General features: G+C 31.6%; 14 protein-coding genes. 10 read left to right on the top strand and 4 right to left on the bottom strand.

All coding sequences use genetic code 11. The features are described 5' to 3' along the window. Positions 1 to 53: 53 nt before the first annotated feature. Entirely contained in the window at positions 54 to 1,175 is a 1,122-nt protein-coding gene (dnaN, locus tag ACZ451_RS14760) for a DNA polymerase III subunit beta (RefSeq protein WP_464213729.1), read from the top strand. 112 nt (positions 1,176 to 1,287) lie between these two features. On the opposite strand, the gene ACZ451_RS14755 is transcribed toward dnaN, so the two are convergent. After that, positions 1,288 to 1,626, bottom strand: a complete 339-nt coding sequence (locus ACZ451_RS14755) for a DUF4870 domain-containing protein (protein WP_464213727.1) — start codon at positions 1,624 to 1,626, stop codon at positions 1,288 to 1,290. A 199-nt stretch (positions 1,627 to 1,825) separates the two neighbouring features. On the opposite strand from ACZ451_RS14755, the gene mnmE reads away from it, so the two are divergent. The 3 genes from mnmE to ACZ451_RS14740 all read left to right on the top strand — a co-directional run bounded on the left by mnmE (position 1,826) and on the right by ACZ451_RS14740 (position 6,618). After that, entirely contained in the window at positions 1,826 to 3,223 is a 1,398-nt protein-coding gene (gene mnmE, locus ACZ451_RS14750) for a tRNA uridine-5-carboxymethylaminomethyl(34) synthesis GTPase MnmE (RefSeq protein WP_464213725.1), read from the top strand. 430 nt (positions 3,224 to 3,653) lie between these two features. Beyond that, positions 3,654 to 4,763 carry a Fic family protein gene (locus ACZ451_RS14745; RefSeq protein ID WP_464213723.1) on the top strand — a complete coding sequence of 370 codons (1,110 nt, stop codon included), beginning with the start codon at positions 3,654 to 3,656 and terminating at the stop codon, positions 4,761 to 4,763. 586 nt (positions 4,764 to 5,349) lie between these two features. Next, positions 5,350 to 6,618 (top strand): pectate lyase family protein, encoded by a 1,269-nt coding sequence (locus ACZ451_RS14740; protein ID WP_464213721.1) that lies wholly within the window; start codon positions 5,350 to 5,352, stop codon positions 6,616 to 6,618. Between the two features lie 200 nt (positions 6,619 to 6,818). Here the strand turns inward: ACZ451_RS14740 and ACZ451_RS14735 are convergent, their stop codons facing one another. Further along, positions 6,819 to 7,304, bottom strand: coding sequence for a hypothetical protein (locus ACZ451_RS14735; protein ID WP_464213719.1), 486 nt, complete (start codon positions 7,302 to 7,304; stop codon positions 6,819 to 6,821). Positions 7,305 to 7,572: 268 nt separating this feature from the next. On the opposite strand from ACZ451_RS14735, the gene ACZ451_RS14730 reads away from it, so the two are divergent. Then, positions 7,573 to 9,450 (top strand): outer membrane protein assembly factor BamB family protein, encoded by a 1,878-nt coding sequence (locus ACZ451_RS14730; protein WP_464213717.1) that lies wholly within the window; start codon positions 7,573 to 7,575, stop codon positions 9,448 to 9,450. A gap of 79 nt (positions 9,451 to 9,529) precedes the next feature. Here ACZ451_RS14730 and ACZ451_RS14725 read toward each other — a convergent pair whose 3' ends face one another. Next, positions 9,530 to 10,057: a hypothetical protein gene (locus ACZ451_RS14725; protein ID WP_464213715.1), complete on the bottom strand. Its 528-nt coding sequence runs from the start codon at positions 10,055 to 10,057 to the stop codon at positions 9,530 to 9,532. A 126-nt stretch (positions 10,058 to 10,183) separates the two neighbouring features. On the opposite strand from ACZ451_RS14725, the gene uvrA reads away from it, so the two are divergent. The 5 genes from uvrA to ACZ451_RS14700 all read left to right on the top strand — a co-directional run bounded on the left by uvrA (position 10,184) and on the right by ACZ451_RS14700 (position 19,714). Continuing rightward, positions 10,184 to 13,021, top strand: a complete 2,838-nt coding sequence (gene uvrA / locus ACZ451_RS14720) for an excinuclease ABC subunit UvrA (protein WP_464213713.1) — start codon at positions 10,184 to 10,186, stop codon at positions 13,019 to 13,021. A 56-nt stretch (positions 13,022 to 13,077) separates the two neighbouring features. Next, positions 13,078 to 13,764, top strand: a complete 687-nt coding sequence (locus tag ACZ451_RS14715; protein ID WP_464213711.1) for an LOG family protein — start codon at positions 13,078 to 13,080, stop codon at positions 13,762 to 13,764. Between the two features lie 4 nt (positions 13,765 to 13,768). Beyond that, on the top strand, positions 13,769 to 16,606 hold the full coding sequence (locus ACZ451_RS14710) for a gluzincin family metallopeptidase (RefSeq protein WP_464213710.1): 2,838 nt from the start codon (positions 13,769 to 13,771) through the stop codon (positions 16,604 to 16,606). Positions 16,607 to 16,765: 159 nt separating this feature from the next. Beyond that, complete coding sequence (locus ACZ451_RS14705; RefSeq protein ID WP_464213709.1) at positions 16,766 to 19,177, top strand: alpha-ketoacid dehydrogenase subunit alpha/beta; 2,412 nt, start codon at positions 16,766 to 16,768, stop codon at positions 19,175 to 19,177. Positions 19,178 to 19,336: 159 nt separating this feature from the next. Continuing rightward, positions 19,337 to 19,714: a DoxX family protein gene (locus ACZ451_RS14700; protein ID WP_464213707.1), complete on the top strand. Its 378-nt coding sequence runs from the start codon at positions 19,337 to 19,339 to the stop codon at positions 19,712 to 19,714. A gap of 98 nt (positions 19,715 to 19,812) precedes the next feature. Here ACZ451_RS14700 and holA read toward each other — a convergent pair whose 3' ends face one another. Further along, positions 19,813 to 20,811 (bottom strand): DNA polymerase III subunit delta, encoded by a 999-nt coding sequence (gene holA, locus ACZ451_RS14695; protein ID WP_464213706.1) that lies wholly within the window; start codon positions 20,809 to 20,811, stop codon positions 19,813 to 19,815.

Raw genomic sequence — 20,811 nt, 5'->3', positions numbered from 1 at the left:
ATAACAAGATTTTTATTAAAATATTACGATAACGATAACAAAACATATAACGAATGAAATTTATAGTTTCTAGCTCATATTTACTAAAGCAATTGCAGATTTTAGGAGGTGTGATCAGTAATAGTAATACATTACCTATTTTAGATAATTTTCTTTTTGATCTTAAACAAAACCAACTTACCGTTTCTGCATCAGATTTAGAAACTACAATGAGTTCAGTTTTAAATGTAGATTCTGAGAGTGAAGGTGTTATTGCCGTACCAGCAAAAATTCTTTTAGAAACTTTAAAAACATTTCCGGAGCAACCCTTAACTTTTGTGGTAGAAGACAATCATACGGTAGAAATTAGCTCTAATCATGGTAAATATGCCTTAGCTTATGCTGATGGAGCAGAATTCCCAAAAGCTGTAGAACTATCTAATCCTAGCGCTACTACAATTATTGGCGATATATTGGCAACTGCTATTAACAAAACCATATTTGCTGCTGGTAATGACGATTTAAGACCCGTAATGAGTGGAATATTTTTCCAATTCTCTCCAGAAAACTTAACATTTGTTGCTACAGATGCACATAAATTAGTAAAATACCAACGTACAGATATTACAGCATCGCAAGTAGCAGAATTTATTATGCCCAAAAAGCCTTTAAATCTTTTAAAAGGTATTTTAGCAGGGAGCGAATCTGATGTTACAATTGAATATAATGAGAGTAATGCAAAGTTTATTTTTGAGAATACGGAGCTTATTTGTAGGCTTATAGATGGTAAGTATCCTAATTACGAAGCAGTAATTCCAAAAGAAAACCCCAATGTGCTTTCTATTTCTAGAAATCAATTACTAAGTTCTGTGCGTAGAGTTTCTATTTTCTCTAATAAAACAACACATCAGATTAGACTTAAAATTGCTGGAGCAGAATTAAATATTTCTGCCGAAGATGTAGATTATAGCAATAAAGCCGAAGAACGATTAACATGTTCTTATCAAGGCGATGATATGCAAATTGGTTTTAATTCTCGTTTCTTATTAGAAATGTTGAATAACTTAAATTCAGATGATATTTCTTTAGAAATGAGTTTACCCAACCGCGCAGGAATCTTAACCCCAATTGATGGTTTAGATGAAGGAGAAAACGTTACTATGCTTGTAATGCCCGTAATGTTAAACAACAATTAATACGTATATAATCAACCACATAGAGAAAAATCCCAATTCAAAATTATTTTGAATTGGGATTTTAATTTTATACCATTATTAAAGAGTATATCATAATTTAAGCTATAGTAATTTATAAAAATTTAATACTCAAGGGGTAATAAGGACGCTCATCATTATTTACACGCAATGCATTAATAATAGGATATATAAACATTAAAACTCCTATAACTAGAAAACCCAGTAAACCCAGACCAAATAATAATATTAAAGGAATACTTATTATAAAATAGATAAACATGCTTATTCTAAAATTAAGAATAGCCTTTCCATTTTCATCCATGTTTATTATAGTATCTTTTTGACTTAACCATAGAATTAGTGGTACTATAAAACCTCCAAAACCAGTTATAATATCTAATAATTGACTTAAATGGGTAAGTACTAAAAGTTGTTTGTTTTCTCTTTGCATGATGATTGATTTTTATTGATTGATGATTTTACCAAAACAGGTTTGATATTTAATAATATGACGTAAGAGCTAGTAAAATGTTACAAAGATTCTTTGTCAAAGTTTAATTTGAGAAATTAGTATTTATATTTTCGGTAATAATACTTTCTTAAAAGTACTCCAAACAAATCACTATTTTTGCACAAAATACGAATGTATCATGATTCCTAACGATCTTATTATTGCTTTAGCAACCCCATCTGGTGCTGGTGCAATTGGTGTTATACGCATCTCAGGAGCAAATGCAATTGCTTCAGTTGCTCCATTTTTTAGATCGATTAGAGAAAAAGATTTAAAAAAACAGAAAAGCCATACCATACATTTAGGTCATATTATAGATAACGAAAAAGTCCTAGACGAAGTTTTAGTTTCTGTTTTTAAAGGCCCTAACTCCTATACAGGAGAGGATGTGGTAGAAATTTCTTGTCATGGGTCTTCCTATATCCAACAGCAAGTGATACAGTTATTTCTAAGAAATGGCTTCCGTACTGCTAATGCAGGGGAGTTTACACTACGTGCTTTTTTAAATGGAAAAATAGATTTAAGTCAGGCAGAAGCTGTTGCTGATCTCATTGCAAGTGATAATGAAGCAAGCCACCAAATAGCCATTCAACAAATGCGTGGTGGTTTTAGTGGTGAAATTAAAAAACTAAGAGAAGAATTATTAAACTTTGCTTCCCTAATTGAACTGGAATTAGATTTTGCAGAAGAAGATGTAGAATTTGCCAATAGAAATCAGTTTACAGACTTATTACAACGCATCCAATTGGTATTAAAACGCCTAATTGATTCTTTTGCGGTGGGTAATGTGATAAAAAACGGAATTCCTGTCGCCATTGTTGGTGAGCCTAATGTAGGGAAATCTACTTTACTCAATGCCCTATTAAATGAAGAGCGCGCCATAGTATCAGATATTGCAGGTACTACAAGAGATACGATAGAAGATGAAATTTCTATAGGCGGTATTGGGTTCCGGTTTATAGATACCGCGGGAATACGCGAAACCAAAGATGTTATAGAAGGCTTGGGCATACAACGTACTTTTGAGAAAATAGACAAAGCCGAGGTAGTTCTCTATCTGGTAGATGGTGCATCACTATTTACTGATGAAAATGGTATTGAAAAATTAAAAGTTGAAATACAAAAAGTAAAAAATAAATATCCTTTAAAACAACTTTTGGTTATTATTAATAAAAAAGATACCCTAAGAGAAGAAAACTTAACAAGCATTAAAGAAACACTCCCTACTGCCCTACTCGTATCTGCCAAGCATACAGAAGGGATAACCGAACTACAAAACAAGCTTTTAGCATTTGTAAATACAGGTGCCCTACTGAATAATGAAACTATCGTCACCAATACCAGACATTACAATTCACTATTAAAAGCATTAGAAGAGATCGAAAAAGTACAAATAGGCATGGAAGATGAACTTTCTAGTGATTTAATGGCTATCGATATCCGCGAAGCGCTATACCATTTAGGAGAAATTACAGGGCAAGTCACCAATGATGAGCTTTTAGGGAATATTTTTGCGAATTTTTGTATTGGAAAATAACCTGTTCTAAAACCTTCTAAGTAATAAGCCCACTACCTCATGCATTAAAAAGTATATGAGCTAAAAATGGTAGGTACGAGCTGGTAGAGAAACAAAAGAAGAGCTACGAGAGTGGAAAATTAAGACCAAGAAAGAAAGAGTCGTTAAAGAGGATAGAATAGCGATTGGTAAAAAACTCAAAGAATTGGGTCATGATAATGATGCTATAAAGCTAATTACTGGCTTACGCATGTCTGATATTAAGAAGCTATAAAACCTTTAGGATAAAATTACCTTTGATCGAATCAAATAATACTATCCTAGAAATAAAACCATTTTACCAAATCGCATCAATATTTTAGAAATCTATTTTAAAACCTAAGCCGATTAAAACTAACAATCAACTCATATTTTACTTATATTTGAGCCGAATAAACGCTTTAATTGGCTCATGAAATACAATTGGCAACAAAAAGATTGGACAAAATTTACGTATAACGAGGGTGAGTTAGAGGATAAACTGTATGCTTTTGAAAAAAAAGTAGGTAGAGTTCAAGGAATTACTAAAGGACTTTCTAAAGCATCTCATATCCAGACAACAATAGATATTTTAGTATCTGAAGCCATAAAAACTTCAGAAATAGAAGGAGAGTACCTCAGTAGAAAAGATGTGATATCTTCTGTTCGGAATAACCTGAATATCAACACTTCTTACGAAAAAGTAAAAGATAGTAGAGCCGAAGGTATAGGCGCATTGGTTACAAGTGTGCAAAATAGTTTTAGAGCGCCTCTTACAAAAGAAACCTTATTCGAATGGCATAAGCAGTTACTGCAACACGAAAAACAGCTAAAAGTTGGCGCTTGGCGAACACATACAGAACCCATGCAAGTTATTTCTGGAGCTATGGGAAAAGAGAAAATTCATTTTGAAGCACCAGCCTCAGCCGATGTACCCAAGGAAATAAAGCAATTTATAAATTGGTTTAACGATACTGCTTCAACAGGAAAGCTGCGAATAAAGCATGCAGTTATTCGATCTGCAATAGCACATCTATACTTTGAAAGCATTCATCCATTTGAAGATGGTAATGGAAGAATAGGAAGAGCTATTGCAGAAAAAGCACTCTTACAAACCATAGATAGCCCGTTACTCATTAGTCTTTCTACGCGTATTGAAAAGGAAAAGAAACAATACTATCAAGCCTTAGAGAAAGGACAAATGAGCAATAAAATAACGCCTTGGCTTCATTATTTTATGGATGTAATCTTAAATGCTTTAGACACATCGGAAGCAACTATTGATTTTACATTGAAAAAAACGAAACTTTTTGATAGCTACCAATCAAAATTGAATGAAAGACAACTAAAAGCTGTCCGCAGAATGCTAGAAGAAGGCATCGATGGATTTGAAGGTGGTATGACTGCTAGGAAGTACATTGGAATAACCAAAACATCTAAAGCAACCACAACTAGAGATCTACAAAATTTATTAGAATTAGGTGTTTTTAAATTATTGGGCAAAGGGCGTAGTACGTCTTACCAAATTAATTTAGATGTGTAATTGCTGTATATGCTTTGCTTATGTACTAAATTTGGAAACAAAATAGCATGTAAAATATAAGTATACACTTTTAAATACTTATCTGTTTTTTGATTCTCTCTAGCCTATTTTATCCCGTATTTGTGCCCTTTTTCTCTTAAAGCACTGTAAATAAAGCGTAGTTAGGTTTTGTATTGGTAAGTAACCACACGAAACTAGTTCTTCGGATCTATTTTTAGAAATATTCCAATGTATACATCTTAAGGCTATGCTTTAAAACTACTTTTACAATCTAAGGGTTTGTATATAAATTAAAATTTAGTTACTTCAACTTACTTCCTTTTAGCAAATAGTACAACTTTTTTCTAAATGTACAACAACTTAACCTCATTAAAAACGACTATCAAATTAAACAGCTATTATCATTTTGTCTTATTAACTAGCCAAAATAAATTGATTTCCTATTTTTAAAGTTATAAAATTAATAGTTTTATAATTAAATTGTTAATTTAACAAATAAATTTATTCTTAATTCAGTATTTGTTTTTAACTTCGAGTCTTAATCTAATAATTAACAAATCTAATCTAGAACAAAAAAAACAACAAAATGAAAATCAACACAAAAACAAAAGCTTTTTTATGGGTTACCGCAGTATTTATGATAATGTCATGTGAAGATCCTTACGAAGATCAGGATGTTTCTGTTTCTGAAGATCCAGTAATAACTCTTAGTGAAACAAAAGCAACAGTACGAGCTGGAGGAAATTTTGCTCAAAATTTGATAAATGCTGTCAATGCAACTCCGGTTGGAGGTACCGTTTACATCCCTAGAGGAAATCACCAAATATTCAGCCCTATAGTACTTCCGAATAAAAGAGTTTTTATTCGCGGAGAAAGCAGAGGTACTACAACAATTACTTTGAATGGTAGATCTAACGGAATCTTTTATGTAGGAGCTAATGGAACACGTATTGAAGACCTTGGAATAAATGCAAAAAACAATTTGGGCTTTAGTAATTTTGCTATCGATATCAATGGTAAACAAGATGTTCTTGTAAGAAGAGTAAATATTAGTAATGCTGTAAATGGAATAGGAACAGCAAATACACCAACTGGAGGAAAATCAATGGGAGGACTAAGCGTTGTTAATTGTGCTTTTAGTAATTGTACTCATGGAATTCTTTTTAACAGAAAATTTAGTGCAAACCCAATCAGGTGGATGAAAAGAATACTAATTGATCGTTGTACGTTTTCAGGAAATCAAACCGTAGGAGTTATTATAGATTGCGGAAATGATGGATCTAATGGAAGAGGTACTGGACCAGGATTTTGTAACCCAGGAGGATTACGAAGCGGGCAATTTGGAAGAAGAGCTGCTGAAGCACAAAGAGTAGTTACAGATATGAATGGGATGCTTATTACAGGATGTACTTTTGGAAAAGCTTTAGATTATAATATTGGATTAGCCAAATGTAAAAATATAAACATTATAGGTAATACATTAAGAGGCACTAACAATAAAAGATTTAGCGAAAGTATTAGTTTGGAACACCAAGCTTCAAATATTCTGATTTCTCAAAACTTTATATCTAATGGTGGAAATAACGGTACAAGTTATATTGCTTTAAATAGTTTTAGCGATTATTGTACTCCAAGGGTAAAGTCAAACGGAACCAGATTTGTTACAATTAGAAATAATACGTTCCAAGGAGCTGCTACTGATGGCATTATTTCACAGAATGCCGATTCAGCTACAATTATTGATAATAATTTCCTTAATCCTAAGCCTAATAGATTAGATCTTAATTTCTATACAGGAAATACTGGTATAACTCATGCTAGAAACAATATTAGTAGAATACAAATAAGAAACTAACAATAATACGTTAGTCATTAAAATACCCAGTAACATTATATAATGTTACTGGGTATTTTTATTTTCAACCATAGTACTTTCAAATACATTATTCTAAACCAACAAAATTTAGCACCTTAATTTCACTTTCTACTCTCCTATCCCTATATTAACAAGAGTTTAGTACATATTGTATCGGCAAAATAAGTATCTAAATAAAGTTACTCTACAAGAGTTTCTTGAATTGACAAGCTCCAACCCTTAGCCATTTTTTTAGCAGGAAGGTAACCTGGCTCTAGAATCCCTAAAGTAATAAGACCAGCACCACCTGCAATAAACGGAATGGCAGAAGTGCCATCTACAAAAATAGCCACAATGGCTCCTACTCCTATAGTAACTGCACCAAGGTATATAAAACCAGTAGTAGCAAGAGTACTTAAAAAGATAGGATCTCTTTTTATTTTTTCAATATCACTAAGCGCAATAGAGGTTCCGTTTATGGCAATTGTATTAGCATCTACAATAACAAAACGCCCTTTAAATTTCTCACCTGCATTTGTTTTTACACGGACTCTTTTATTTTCTTTTATAGTTTTTGTTACTTTTCTACCTTGATGTTCTAATTGAAGCACTTTTTCTTGAGCTAAAGAAACAGTTACTGTTAGCATTAAAAATAAGGTGAGTGAAAAATTAGTCAGTGTTTTCATAGTAATTTTAAATAATAATAGAAATACAGACCTTCCGATCCTTTTTTCTAAGTTAAATTCTTTTTTTAAACTAACTCATTTCTTGTTATTGAGTAGTTGACTATTAGATACAAAAATTTATAAATGGTTGCTTTGTAATTCAATAACAAAGATAGTTTTATGATCCAAATGATAGTATTAACCTCTATAATATAGCATTTCACAACATAAAATTTCTATTATTAGTAACTACAATTAAGTTTAAGGCATAATTAAAAAACCCACCTAAATGAAACGAAATTTATTACTATTTGTATGCACACTATGTGTAAGTTTAATTTATGCGCAAAGAGAACCTCAAAAAACATTAACTTTTGATAATAAAGTAGACGATTTAATAATTGTACCTGTTAATGGTATTGCCGTTATTTCTGAAGGCAATAATGTTCATGGATATAGTCCTCTTGATGCAGAAACAATTTGGACGATAAATAAACCAAAAAAAACAGGTTTGGACACTGCTGCTGATTTTTTACAAACTGGTTCAATAACCAAAGCTCCACTTGAGTTTACTGTAATTGAAGATACTCCATTTATCCAAAAGTTTTTTGACAATAGGCTTTTTGTATACAACAGCGTAAATGGAGATTTACTTTACGCTCCAGAAGGCAAAGAAAATTTTTTCCAAGCAGAATATCTTTATGATGAAAATGCTTTTTTGTTAAGAGGTCTAGAAGGTAAAAATCTTATTATCGCTAAATATAGTTTAGCAAATAAAAAAACGGAATGGAAAACTACAGTGTCTACTACTTATGGTGCTTTTTTACAAGCAGCTTCTAAATTAGCTGGAGTAGAGAAAAATGGTTTAAGAGATGTTATGGAATATTCTGATGATATAATTTATGCCCTAGTAAAATCTAAGTTCTATGTGTTAGATAAAGCAAGTGGTGATCTTTTATGGAAGGAAGAAGAAAAGAAAATATCAGACTTTAGAGTTTCAAATGATGGAAAAAAACTAATAACTGTAGAAACCAAGGGTTTTTTAAATAATAAAAGCTTAATTAATTTGTATGATTCAAGAAGTGGAAATAAAGTATGGAAAGATCCACTAAAAACTAAATATTTAGTACTTTTTGAAGATTGGCAAGATAAAATGTTATTAGCACATTACAGAGGATTTAATTTTTATGATTATAACACTGGTACCAAAGAGTGGAAAAAAGATCCTAAAGGAAAAGGTATTAAATCTGTAATACCAATAGATAAAGACTTTCTCTACGTGTATGATGATGAAATGATGTTGTTAAATAAAGAAGGAGGCAAAGAATGGAAAAAAGATGTAAAAATATGTGATGATGAGGAAGACCCTATTTTCTTTTTAGAAAAAACAAATAATGGAAGAATACTATATATTACAGCTACATATGCCAATATGGTAGATTATAAAACAGGTAAAAAAATCTGGAAAGGTAATCTTAAGCTTAATGAAAAAAGGCCTACTATGGCAAAGTATGATGAAAAAAGTGGTGATTTTATTGTTTATAATGATGAAAAATTATATCGTTTTAATCAAACAAGTGATGCCAAACCTAAACCATATGCAAAACTTAAATTAAAAAATGAAAAAATGATTTCTAGTTTAGAAATTTTCCCCAATAATGTTTCTATTTCTGGTGAGAATGAAGTTGTGGGTATTAATGATGCTGGTGAAGTTGTTTTTCATAATAAATATGTACAACCAGGGGAATTTGGTAGGCTTTTACTAAAAACCGCATTTATAACAGGGCAAATAGTAGGAAGTTTAGCTACAACAGAAGTTACAGTAACCACTAGAGATAGTGAGGGTAATATTACTTCTAGTAATACCAGTGCTGTGTTTGGAGAAAAAACAAAGGCAATTGGTGAAGCTGGATATTATGCTGGGAGATTTGGTCAACAATTTGTTCAAGATCGTTTTTTAGCGATGCAAGAAACTGATAATTATAGTTTAATTTTTGCTAAAGGTGAAAAAGGAGAAAAAGTTCTTGTAAAAGTAAATAAAGAAACAGGAGAAGAAATCGACAAAATTATGATGACGAATAATAAGCCTATTTATGATGTTGATAATGTTTCTGATGATATCTATTATAGTAAAGGAAAAGAAGTAAGAATTTTTGAAGGAAAGTAACTATATTCCTATACCTTATTTAAAAATAAAAGCGTTTCAAAATTAGGATTTTGAAACGCTTTTATTATCTTACAAATTCTTATTTGGTTCGTTCGCCAACAAAATGATCACTCTTATTTTTAAATAATACATTAAAAGTGGTTAGACTACCATAAATTCTTGTAATATATTGTTGCAAATCTATTTTTTCTTGATCATCTAAATTTTTACTAGCATTTATTTTTTGTTCCATCACACGGATCCGATCTCTTACCATTACTATTTTATGAAAGAAGGTATGTATAGGCACTTCTTTATTAGAAAGATTAGCATCACCAGCCTCCATTATTAAATTACCGCCACGCCACTTGTCAGCAATTGGAGTTACAGAAGAAGCATCGCTCCATTTTCTTAAAATAGAAATTAAAGACTGTTCTACTTCAGAGAAACTAATGGTATCTACTTCATCTTCAACAGCATCAATAATTTCAAAATCATCAATTAAATCAATAGTTTCCAATCCGTTTTCTATAAAAGTAACCCAATAATGCTTAGAAGTAACATTGGTGATGACGCCTTTTCCAAATTCTGAATGGTTTATTCTAGACCCTATTCCTAATAGTTGCATATCAAAAAATTATATCGATTAAAGGATTAAAAATAATACTAAGTTTTAATTCTCAAAAACGAAATGAAGTTAACTTCATAATTAAATAGCAAAACCGTATTTTTACAGCTTTGCTTTTAAAGAAAAATGATAAATTACGAAGAAAACATAGAGGTAAAAGGAGCTCGTGCTCATAACCTAAAAAATATAGATATTACCATACCAAGAGAAAAATTGGTTGTGATTACTGGATTATCTGGTAGTGGCAAGTCCTCTTTAGCTTTTGATACCATTTATGCAGAAGGTCAACGTAGGTATATTGAAACATTTTCTGCTTATGCAAGACAATTTTTAGGAGGTTTAGAGCGGCCAGATGTAGATAAAATTGATGGCCTTTCTCCTGTAATTGCCATAGAACAGAAAACAACTTCTAAATCGCCAAGGTCAACAGTAGGCACCATTACTGAAATTTATGATTTTTTACGCCTTTTATACGCACGCGCTGGTGATGCTTATAGTTATAATACAGGAGAAAAAATGGTGAGTTATAGTGATGAAAAGATAAAAGAGCTTATTAAAGCAGATTATACAGGTAAAAAAATTAATATTCTTGCACCAGTTATAAAATCTAGAAAAGGACATTATAGAGAGCTTTTTGAGCAAATTGCAAAACAAGGTTTTGTAAAAGTACGGGTAGATGGTGAGATAAAAGACATTGTAAAAGGTATGAAAGTAGACCGTTACAAAGTTCATGATATTGAAATTGTAATAGATCGCTTAAAGGTAGCTACCGATACAGAAGAATTTGATAAAAGATTATCAGAAACCATACATACCGCAATGTACAGTGGCGATAATGTTTTAATGGTGTTAGAAGAAGGAGAAATAGTAGCGCGTTATTTTAGTAGAGATTTAATGTGCCCCTCTACTGGTATTTCTTATCCAAACCCAGAACCTAATACCTTTTCTTTTAACTCCCCAAAGGGGATGTGTCCAGATTGTAGCGGACTGGGCCATGTATATGTAGTAAATGAAAAGAAAATTTTTCCAGATAAAAAGCAATCCATAGAAGCTGGTGGTATTGCGCCTTTAGGTCCCTACAAAAAATCATGGGCTTTTAAGCAAATTGAAACAATTGCACAACGCTATGAATTTCAATTAACAGACCCTATTCAAAAAATACCCGAAAAAGCAATGGATATTTTGCTACATGGTGGTTTTGAAAGTTTTGAGGTAGATTCTAAAACCCTTGGTGTAAAACGTACTTATAAAATAGATTATGAAGGGATAGCCAATTTTATTAAAAACCAATTTAAAGAAGCTGACTCTACAGCTATAAAAAGATGGGCAAAAGAATATATGGATAAAGTAAGTTGCCCCGTATGTTCTGGTTCTCGCTTACGTAAAGAGTCATTAAATTTTAAAGTAAACGAAAAAAATATTGCAGAATTAGCACATTTAGATATTGCAGAACTAGCCGCATTTTTTAAAGCTTTACCCAAAAAAATATCAGGAAATCAGTTTAAAATAGCAGAAGAGATTATTAAAGAAATTAGTACCCGAATTCAGTTTTTATTGGATGTTGGTTTAGACTATTTGTCTTTAAACAGAAGTTCTAAATCTTTATCTGGTGGCGAAGCACAACGCATTCGTTTAGCAACACAAATTGGTTCTCAATTGGTAGGAGTACTTTATATTTTAGATGAACCTAGCATAGGATTACACCAACGAGATAATGAAAGACTTATAAAATCTTTAGAATCTTTACGTGATATTGGTAATTCTGTTATTGTAGTAGAACATGACCGTGATATGATAGAACGTGCAGATCACGTTATTGATATAGGACCAAAAGCCGGCAAATATGGTGGGGAAATTATTTCTGAAGGCTTACCTAAAAATCTAAAAAAGGCTAATACCCTTACGGCAGATTATATTACAGGCAAAAAAGCCATTGAAATTCCTAAAAAAAGGAGAAAAGGAAATGGAAAAAGCATCACATTAACAGGCTGTACCGGAAATAATTTAAAAAATGTTTCCATAACTATTCCTTTAGGTAAAATGATAGGTGTTACCGGAGTTTCAGGTAGTGGAAAATCAACCTTAATCAATGAGACCCTCTACCCTATTATGAACGCATATTATTTTAATGGCGTTAAAAAACCAATGCCCTATAAAAAAATTACAGGCTTAGAACATATAGACAAAGTTATAGACATTAACCAGGCTCCAATTGGGAGAACGCCGCGCTCTAATCCAGCAACTTATACTGGGGTGTTTTCAGAAATACGATCATTATTTACTAAAACACCAGAAGCTGCTATACGAGGTTATAAACCGGGTAGATTTAGCTTTAATGTAAAAGGTGGGCGTTGCGAGACCTGTCAAGGTGGTGGTTTACGGGTTATAGAAATGAACTTTTTACCCGATGTTTATGTAGATTGTGAAACCTGTAATGGGAAACGTTTTAATAGAGAAACGTTAGAAATTAGATATAAAGGGAAATCTATTTCTGATGTTTTGGAGATGACCATAAACGAAGCTGTAGACTTTTTTGAATTGATTCCTAAAATTTATAGGAAATTAAAAACAATAAAAGATGTTGGGTTGGGTTATATATCCTTAGGACAACAGTCTACAACATTATCTGGAGGGGAAGCGCAACGCATTAAATTAGCCACTGAACTTTCTAAAAGAGATACGGGTAATACCTTTTATATTTTAGACGAGCCTACTACAGGGCTTCATTTTGAAGATATTAGAGTATTAATGGAAGTTTTAGATAAATTAGTAGACAAAGGTAATACCATACTTGTTATTGAACATAATATGGATGTTATTAAAATGGCTGATTACATTATAGATATTGGCTATGAAGGTGGTAAAGGTGGTGGAAAAGTAGTTGCAAAGGGAACTCCAGAAGAGCTAGCAAAAGACAAAAAAAGCTATACTGCTAAATTTTTGCAAAAAGAATTAGATATTTAAAAAGGATATTATAAAATTGTAGTGATACATTTATATATCATAAGAGATAAAATAGCATGAGAAAAGAACAACATCATAAAGGTTGGAATGAGATAAAAACAAATGACTCTTGGGCATTATTTAAAATAATGGGAGAATTTGTAAATGGATTCGAAAAAATGAGCTTAATTGGGCCATGCGTATCCATTTTTGGATCTGCAAGAACCAAAGAGAATCAAGAATATTATAAAGCTGCAGTAGATGTTGCAGAAAGTATTGCAAAAGCAGGTTATGGTATCATTACTGGCGGTGGCCCTGGTATTATGGAAGCCGGTAATAGAGGAGCAAATAAAGCGGGTGGTACTTCCGTAGGACTTAATATAGACCTTCCTTTTGAACAACATGATAATCCGTATATTGATAGTGATAAGAGTTTAGACTTTGATTACTTTTTTGTTAGAAAAGTAATGTTTGTAAAATATAGTCAGGGTTTTGTGGTAATGCCTGGAGGTTTTGGCACCTTAGATGAACTTTTTGAAGCAATTACACTCATACAAACCAATAAAATAGGGAAATTCCCAATTATATTATTTGGTACTACCTATTGGAAAGGTTTGTTAGAATGGATAAAAAATACGATGTTAACTGCTGGTACAATAAGTCCGCAAGATTTAGATTTAATACATTTAGTTGATACAAAAGAAGAGGTTGTAGAAATTATAGATGCGTTTTATAAAGGAAATACGCATAGTCCTAACTTCTAATTTGATGAATCAAAAAAATCTTTTTTTTAAATATTGCATAGGTCTGCTGCTGCTCTGTTGTTTTTATAAAACATATGGGCAACACCGTAATGAAATTAATGCCATTTTAAATAAAGAGACTAAATCTATTACTATAAAACAAGCATTTACCTATAAAAATAGCTCTACTGATACTTTAGACATTCTTTATTTTAATGATTGGGCAAATGCATATTCAAATAAAAAAACACCTTTAGCCATACGTTTCGAAGAAGATTTTAAAAAGAATTTTCATTTAGCTAAAGATTCTGAAAGAGGCTATACAAAAATGTTGAGTGTTGTTGATGAAAATTATGTAGGCATTCCATCTACACATACTTCAGTTGGTGATATTATTAAAGTTAATTTAAGTGAAAAACTTATTCCTAATGATAGTATCCAACTTTTCTTTACCTATGATGTAAAATTACCTCCAAATAAGTTTACTCGTTTTGGCTATAACAATAGAGGCGAATATTATCTTAAAGATTGGTATTTAACCCCAGCCGTTTATGATGGTGAATGGCACTTATATTCTAATGAAAATCTTGAAGATTTGTATACAGATATTACAAATACTTCTGTAACATTTACATTCCCCAAAAAATTATTTCTTCATACAAACTACTTTATTCATGACAAAGAAAATGGAACAGATCAACAAGTATACACCTTAGAGGGTAAGAATAGAAAAAGTTGTGATATTCACCTTTCCCGTTTATCTAACTTATCCAAACACATTACTAAAAATTTGGTGATTCTAAGTGATATTACTGTTGAAAAATACGATGTTATTTCTAGAGGAATAGCGATAGAAAAAGTAGCCGATTACATTTATGAAAAGTTAGGAGCGTTTCCACATGAAGAATTAGTAGTAACCACCTTTAATTATAGAAAAGATCCTTTATACGGAATCAATCAATTACCTAGATTCATAAGACCATATGATGATCAGTTTCAATTTGAGATGAAATTTTTAAAAACAGCTTTAGCTAGTTATTTAGATGAAACTATTTTTATAAATCCTAGAAAAGAAAAATGGGTAAAAGATGCTGTTTTAAATTATTTAATGATTTCATATGTAGAGCAATATTACCCCAATCAAAAATTATTAGGAAAACTATCTAATATATGGGGGTTCAGGAAATTTAATTTAGCACAATTAAAATTTGTAGATCAGTACCCTCTGCTGCACATGGTAGCAGCACGTAAGAATACAAACCAAGCATTAACTACCTCTAATGACTCACTTATTTTATTTAATCAAAAAACTGGAAATAGAAATAAAGCTGGTGCTGGGATGTCCTTTTTAGCAGATTATGTTGGCAAGGAAAATATAGATAAGAGTATTAAAAATTTCTACAATACTTATAAATTAAAAAGTATTGGTCCTGATGAGTTTCAAACTACCATAGAGCGTAATGTTACTAAAGATATTTCCTGGTTTTTTGATGAATATGTCTCTGCAAATACTAATATTGATTTTAAAATAAAAAATATAAAAAAGACCAAAGATTCTTTATTTGTTACCATAAAAAATAAAAGCGGAACAAATATCCCTATTTCACTTTCTGGCGTTCAAAAAGACTCTGTTATCTCTAATTATTGGTTTTCGGACATAGATACTACACGTACATTTAGTATTCCCAGAAATGGAGAGCAAAAGCTTGTTTTAAATTATAATGGCAAAATTCCAGAATTTAATCAGCGAGACAATTGGAAATCTGTAAAAGGAGGTTTTCTTTCTAGTAATAAAAAGTTAAAATTTCAATTTTTTAAAGATACTGAAGATCCCTATTACAATCAAATATTTTATGTTCCTGTAGCGCGTTTTAATATCTATGACGGTATTACACCTGGGCTAAGAATTTACAATAAAACTTTTTTGGATCGTCCTTTTTTGTTTGATTTTCAACCCTCCTATGGTTTAACAGAAAAAGCATTTGTAGGTTCTGGAGGCTTTAGATATCAAAAGTATTATCAAAATAGAAAACTTTTTTCTGCAAACTATTCATTTAGTGGTAATACCTTTCATTTTGCAGAAAACTCAAGGTTTACAACCATTACGCCATCGGTTAGTTTTATTTGGCGTCCAAACGATTTAAGGTCTAATAAAAGAAACTTTTTACGTTTTAGATATATTAATGTTTTAAGAAATATAGATCCTAGATTAACTACTTTAGAAACAACTCCGGATTATAGTGTATTAAACGCTCGTTATGGTAGTTTTAAGAATGGATTGGTAAACTTTTATTCTTGGAATGTAGATGGGCAACTTACCAACAATTTTAGTAAAGTTAGTTTTAATGCTGAATACAGAAAACTTTTTCAAAATAATATGCAATTGAATTTAAGGTTTTTTATAGGCAAATTTATTACAAATAACACCTCAGATCCTTTTTTTAATTTTAATTTAGACAGACCCACAGATTATCTTTTTGATTTTAATTACATAGGTCGTTCTGAAGGTGCTGGAATTTTTAGTCAGCAATATATAGCTGCAGAAGGTGGCTTTAAATCTCAAATTGCAAATCCAGACACTAACAACTTTTTAGCAACCACTAATACCAGTGTAAATATATGGCGATGGGTGGAGTTATATGGTGATCTTGGAATCATAAAAAATAAAAGAGAAAGTGGTAGATTTGTTTATGATTCTGGTATTAGATTAAATTTGGTGACGGATTATTTTGAACTTTATTTTCCCCTATACTCAAACAATGGTTGGGAAATAGCACAACCAAATTATGGAGAAACCATCAGATTTGTGGTTACCTTAAGTCCTAAAACTTTAACAAGACTTGTTACAAGAAGGTGGTTTTAATTCATTAAATTATTCTTAAAATATCGCATTTATTTTATTTATTTCATAATTAAGCACTATTATGTAATCCAAAAATTAACATATTATTGAAATTTATAACATTTTGTTGATTGCATTATTCAAACTCTTTTGATATTTTTGCAAAAAAATCTTAATAAGATGAAAGTAAATCTACAAACAAGTGCTGATATTTCTTTTGATGATTTTAAAGATCAAATCCTTAAAGATTATGAGACTGCGGTTCTTAGTAGAGAATGTAGCTTATTAGGAAGGCGAGAAGTACTTACCGGTAAGGCAAAATTTGGAATTTTTGGAGATGGAAAAGAGCTTCCCCAACTAGCCATGGCAAGAGCTTTTAAAAATGGTGATTTTAGAAGCGGCTACTATAGAGATCAAACATTTATGATGGCTATAGGGCAATTAACGCCAAAAGCTTTTTTCCATGGATTATATGCCACAACTGATGTTACTAAAGAGCCTATGAGTGCTGGTAGGCAAATGGGAGGGCATTTTATGACGCCTAGTACAAACCAAGATGGGAGTTGGAAAGATCTAACAGCACAAAAAAATAGTAGTTCAGATATTTCGCCAACCGCTGCGCAAATGCCTAGACTTTTAGGTTTAGCACAAGCATCAAAAATATACAGACACGTAAAAGGAATAGACGCTACTAAATTTTCTGTAAACGGAAATGAAGTAGCTTGGGGAACTATAGGGAATGCAAGTACTAGTGAAGGTCACTTTTTTGAAACTATAAATGCCGCTGGTGTGTTACAGGTACCAATGGTTATTAGTGTTTGGGATGATAATTATGGAATTTCTGTACCAGCAAAATACCAAACAACAAAAGAAAATATTTCTGAAATTTTAAAAGGCTTCCAAAGAACAGATACTGAAAAAGGTTATGAAATTTTAAAAGTTAATGGTTGGGATTATACTGCATTAATTCATGCATATGAAAACGCCTCTGATATTGCCAGAGAAGAACATGTGCCCGTATTAATACACGTAAAAGAATTAACACAACCTCAGGGACATTCTACTTCTGGATCGCATGAGCGATACAAGAGTGAGGAGCGTTTAGCATGGGAAAAAGAGCATGATTGCAATAAACGCTTTAGAGAATGGATGATTAGCATAGGAATTGCTACAGATGAGGAATTGAATGCGTTAGAAATTAAAATACGAAAAACTGTACGAACTGCAAAAAAAGAAGCTTGGTCAGAATTTTTAAAACCGCATAAAACCGCTAAGGCAGAACTTAAACTTATTTTAGATAATGCGGCAAGTACTTCTTCCAACAAAGCATTTATATCAAAAATAAATAACGATTTAATTGCTATAGAAGAGCCTATTAAAAAAGATATGCTTTCTAAAGCTAGAAAAGCACTACGCTATCTTTTGGGTGAAAATTCTACCTCTAAAACTGCACTTATCAATTGGATTGACAACTTTATTGCGGAAAATCAACCAAAATTTAGTTCGCATTTGTATAGTGATTTACCAAATAATGCAACTAAAGTAGCAGAAATAAGAGCGACTTACGATACGGATGCAGAAAAAGTAGATGGCAGGGTTATTTTAAAAGAAAATTTTGACAAACTTTTTGCTAGACGCCCAGAAGCCTTAATTTTTGGTGAGGATAGTGGTGTAATAGGAGATGTAAATCAAGGTTTAGAGGGTTTACAATCTAAATATGGAGCACTTAGAGTTTCCGATACCGGAATTAGAGAAGCTACTATTATTGGTCAAGGAATAGGAATGGCATTACGAGGATTAAGACCTATAGCAGAAATTCAGTACCTAGACTATATTTTATATGGTTTGCAAACTCTTAGTGATGATTTAGCAACATTATTATACAGAACCGTAGGACAACAAAAAGCACCCTTGATTATAAGAACTAGAGGTCATCGTTTAGAAGGTATTTGGCATTCTGGTTCACAAATGGGTGGTATTATTAATTTGTTACGCGGCATTTATATTCTTACTCCAAGAAATATGGTAAAAGCAGCAGGTTTTTACAATACACTCATGAAAAGTGATGAACCTGGCCTTGTTATAGAAAGTTTAAACGGGTACAGACTTAAAGAAGAGATACCAAATAATTTAGGAGAGCTTTGTACTCCAATCGGTGTTGTAGAAACTGTTAAAGAAGGTACAGATATTACGATATTATCTTATGGTTCTACCTTGCGTATTGTAACAGAAGTAGCTCAAGAACTTAAAGAAGTTGGTATAGATGCAGAAGTAATAGATGCGCAAAGCTTATTGCCTTTTGATTTAAATCATGACACTTTAAAAAGTATACAAAAAACAAATAGACTTTTAGTAGTAGATGAAGATGTGCCTGGAGGCTGTTCTGCCTATTTAGTAAATGAAATTGTTGAAAAACAAGGTGCTTATCATTACTTAGATAGTGTACCATATACCTTAACTGCAAAGGCACATAGACCTGCTTATGCAACAGATGGCGATTATTTTTCAAAGCCTAATGCCGAAGACATTTTTGAAAAAGTATATGAAATAATGCATGAAAGCAACCCAACAGATTATCCTAAATTAAGATAAGCAATATTGTTATGGTAAAATGCTCGTAGCATTACTGAAAAAATAATATGGATTTAAGGTAAACAGCTGAGTATTTAGATTTTGTTTATGGTGTAAAAGTGCATTTTTTGTATTTCTAATAAAAAATAAATATTTTTAAATATTCTAAATCTTTCTATGATGCAAAAAAATACTATAAATAACATAGGCTTAGCGCTTTTAAGAATTATACCCTCTGCTCTGATGTTAGTGCATGGCATCCCTAAATTCCAGAAGTTAATTAATGGTGATTTTGGAAAAATGGATCCTATTGGTATTGGTGCTGCTCCTTCACTTTTCTTAGCGGTCATAGGAGAAGTGGTTTGTCCCTTATTATTAATTGTAGGTTTTAAAACGAGGTTAGCTGCCATACCTGCTGCAATTACAATGGCTGTTGCCGCGTTTATTGTTCATGGCAAAGATCCATTAGCTACAAAAGAATTAGCCCTATTATATTTTGTTTTCTTTATCGTAATTGCATTATTAGGACCTGGCAAATATAGTATAGACAGAAAATAAAAAATCTCGGGGCAAGCCTACAAGGTATTCGTAAGGAAATAACTTAAAAATATCGAGGCAAGCCTCGGAGCATTTAAATCTCGATTATCGAGTAAATTTTAAATAATTTTTACAAGCAATTCTTTTAGCAAATCACTTTGAGATAAGGTTGCTCCCACTCCTTTGCCTTTAGTGTCTAATTCTCTTAAATTAGATATAATACCACTCACTTTTCGCATGGGATAATTACGCGCAGCCACTTCAAATTCTTTTACAAAAAAAGGACGTATGCCCAAGGTTTTAGATACATTATTAGGACTACGGTCAGATAATCCATGGTATTGTAATAATTGTGTAAAAAATGTATGTAATAAGGTTACAGTTAAAACAAAAGGATTGTCTTTTGGGTTTTGAGCAAAATAATTTATAATTTTTGTAGCCTTAAGTACATTGCGTTCTCCCAAGGCTTTTTTCAATTCAAAATTATTAAAGTCTTTACTAATTCCTATATTCTCTTCAATAATTTCTGGTGTTATTTCTTTTCCTTTTGGAACAACTAATTTTATTTTTTCTAATTCATTATTAATTTTACTTAAATCTGTTCCTAAAAACTCTACTAATAATACGGTTGCTTTTGGAGTAATACTATATCCGCTTCCTTGCAATACTTTTCTAATCCAATCTGCTACTTGATTTTCGTATAGCTTTTTACTTTCAAAAATTATTCCTGACTTTTGAACTGCTTTATATACTTTTTTACGCTTATCTAATTTAGAATATTTAAAACATATTACTAAAACAGTTGAAGGTTGTGGGTTTTCAGCATATGAAGCCAACTGATCTATTGTCCTGGAAAGATGCTGTGCCTCTTTAACGATAATAACCTGCTTCTCAGACATCATAGGATATCGTTTTGCATTACTTACAATATCATCTATAGAACTATCTTTACCATAAATAATAGTCTGATTAAAGCCCTTTTCGTCTTCAGATAATACATTTTTTTCTATATACTCAGCAATTTTATCAATATAATAAGGCTCCTCCCCCATTAAAAAGTAAATTGGTTTTAAATGACCCTCTCGAATATTACTTACCAACTGTTTTACTTCATCCAT

The organism is Allocellulophaga tsushimaensis, assembly GCF_055383085.1.
The sequence above is the reverse complement of the archived record's forward strand: the minus strand, read 5'-3'. Positions and strand labels throughout refer to the sequence as shown.

Coding starts and splice junctions, on each gene's coding strand:
- ACZ451_RS14725 (WP_464213715.1), bottom strand. CDS start 10,057: ATGCAACTATTAGGAATAGGGTCTAGAATAAACCATTCAGAATTTGGA.
- mnmE (WP_464213725.1), top strand. CDS start 1,826: ATGATTCCTAACGATCTTATTATTGCTTTAGCAACCCCATCTGGTGCT.
- ACZ451_RS14705 (WP_464213709.1), top strand. CDS start 16,766: ATGAAAGTAAATCTACAAACAAGTGCTGATATTTCTTTTGATGATTTT.
- dnaN (WP_464213729.1), top strand. CDS start 54: ATGAAATTTATAGTTTCTAGCTCATATTTACTAAAGCAATTGCAGATT.
- ACZ451_RS14700 (WP_464213707.1), top strand. CDS start 19,337: ATGCAAAAAAATACTATAAATAACATAGGCTTAGCGCTTTTAAGAATT.
- ACZ451_RS14715 (WP_464213711.1), top strand. CDS start 13,078: ATGAGAAAAGAACAACATCATAAAGGTTGGAATGAGATAAAAACAAAT.
- ACZ451_RS14730 (WP_464213717.1), top strand. CDS start 7,573: ATGAAACGAAATTTATTACTATTTGTATGCACACTATGTGTAAGTTTA.
- ACZ451_RS14755 (WP_464213727.1), bottom strand. CDS start 1,626: ATGCAAAGAGAAAACAAACAACTTTTAGTACTTACCCATTTAAGTCAA.
- ACZ451_RS14710 (WP_464213710.1), top strand. CDS start 13,769: ATGAATCAAAAAAATCTTTTTTTTAAATATTGCATAGGTCTGCTGCTG.
- ACZ451_RS14745 (WP_464213723.1), top strand. CDS start 3,654: ATGAAATACAATTGGCAACAAAAAGATTGGACAAAATTTACGTATAAC.
- holA (WP_464213706.1), bottom strand. CDS start 20,811: ATGGATGAAGTAAAACAGTTGGTAAGTAATATTCGAGAGGGTCATTTA.
- uvrA (WP_464213713.1), top strand. CDS start 10,184: ATGATAAATTACGAAGAAAACATAGAGGTAAAAGGAGCTCGTGCTCAT.
- ACZ451_RS14735 (WP_464213719.1), bottom strand. CDS start 7,304: ATGAAAACACTGACTAATTTTTCACTCACCTTATTTTTAATGCTAACA.
- ACZ451_RS14740 (WP_464213721.1), top strand. CDS start 5,350: ATGAAAATCAACACAAAAACAAAAGCTTTTTTATGGGTTACCGCAGTA.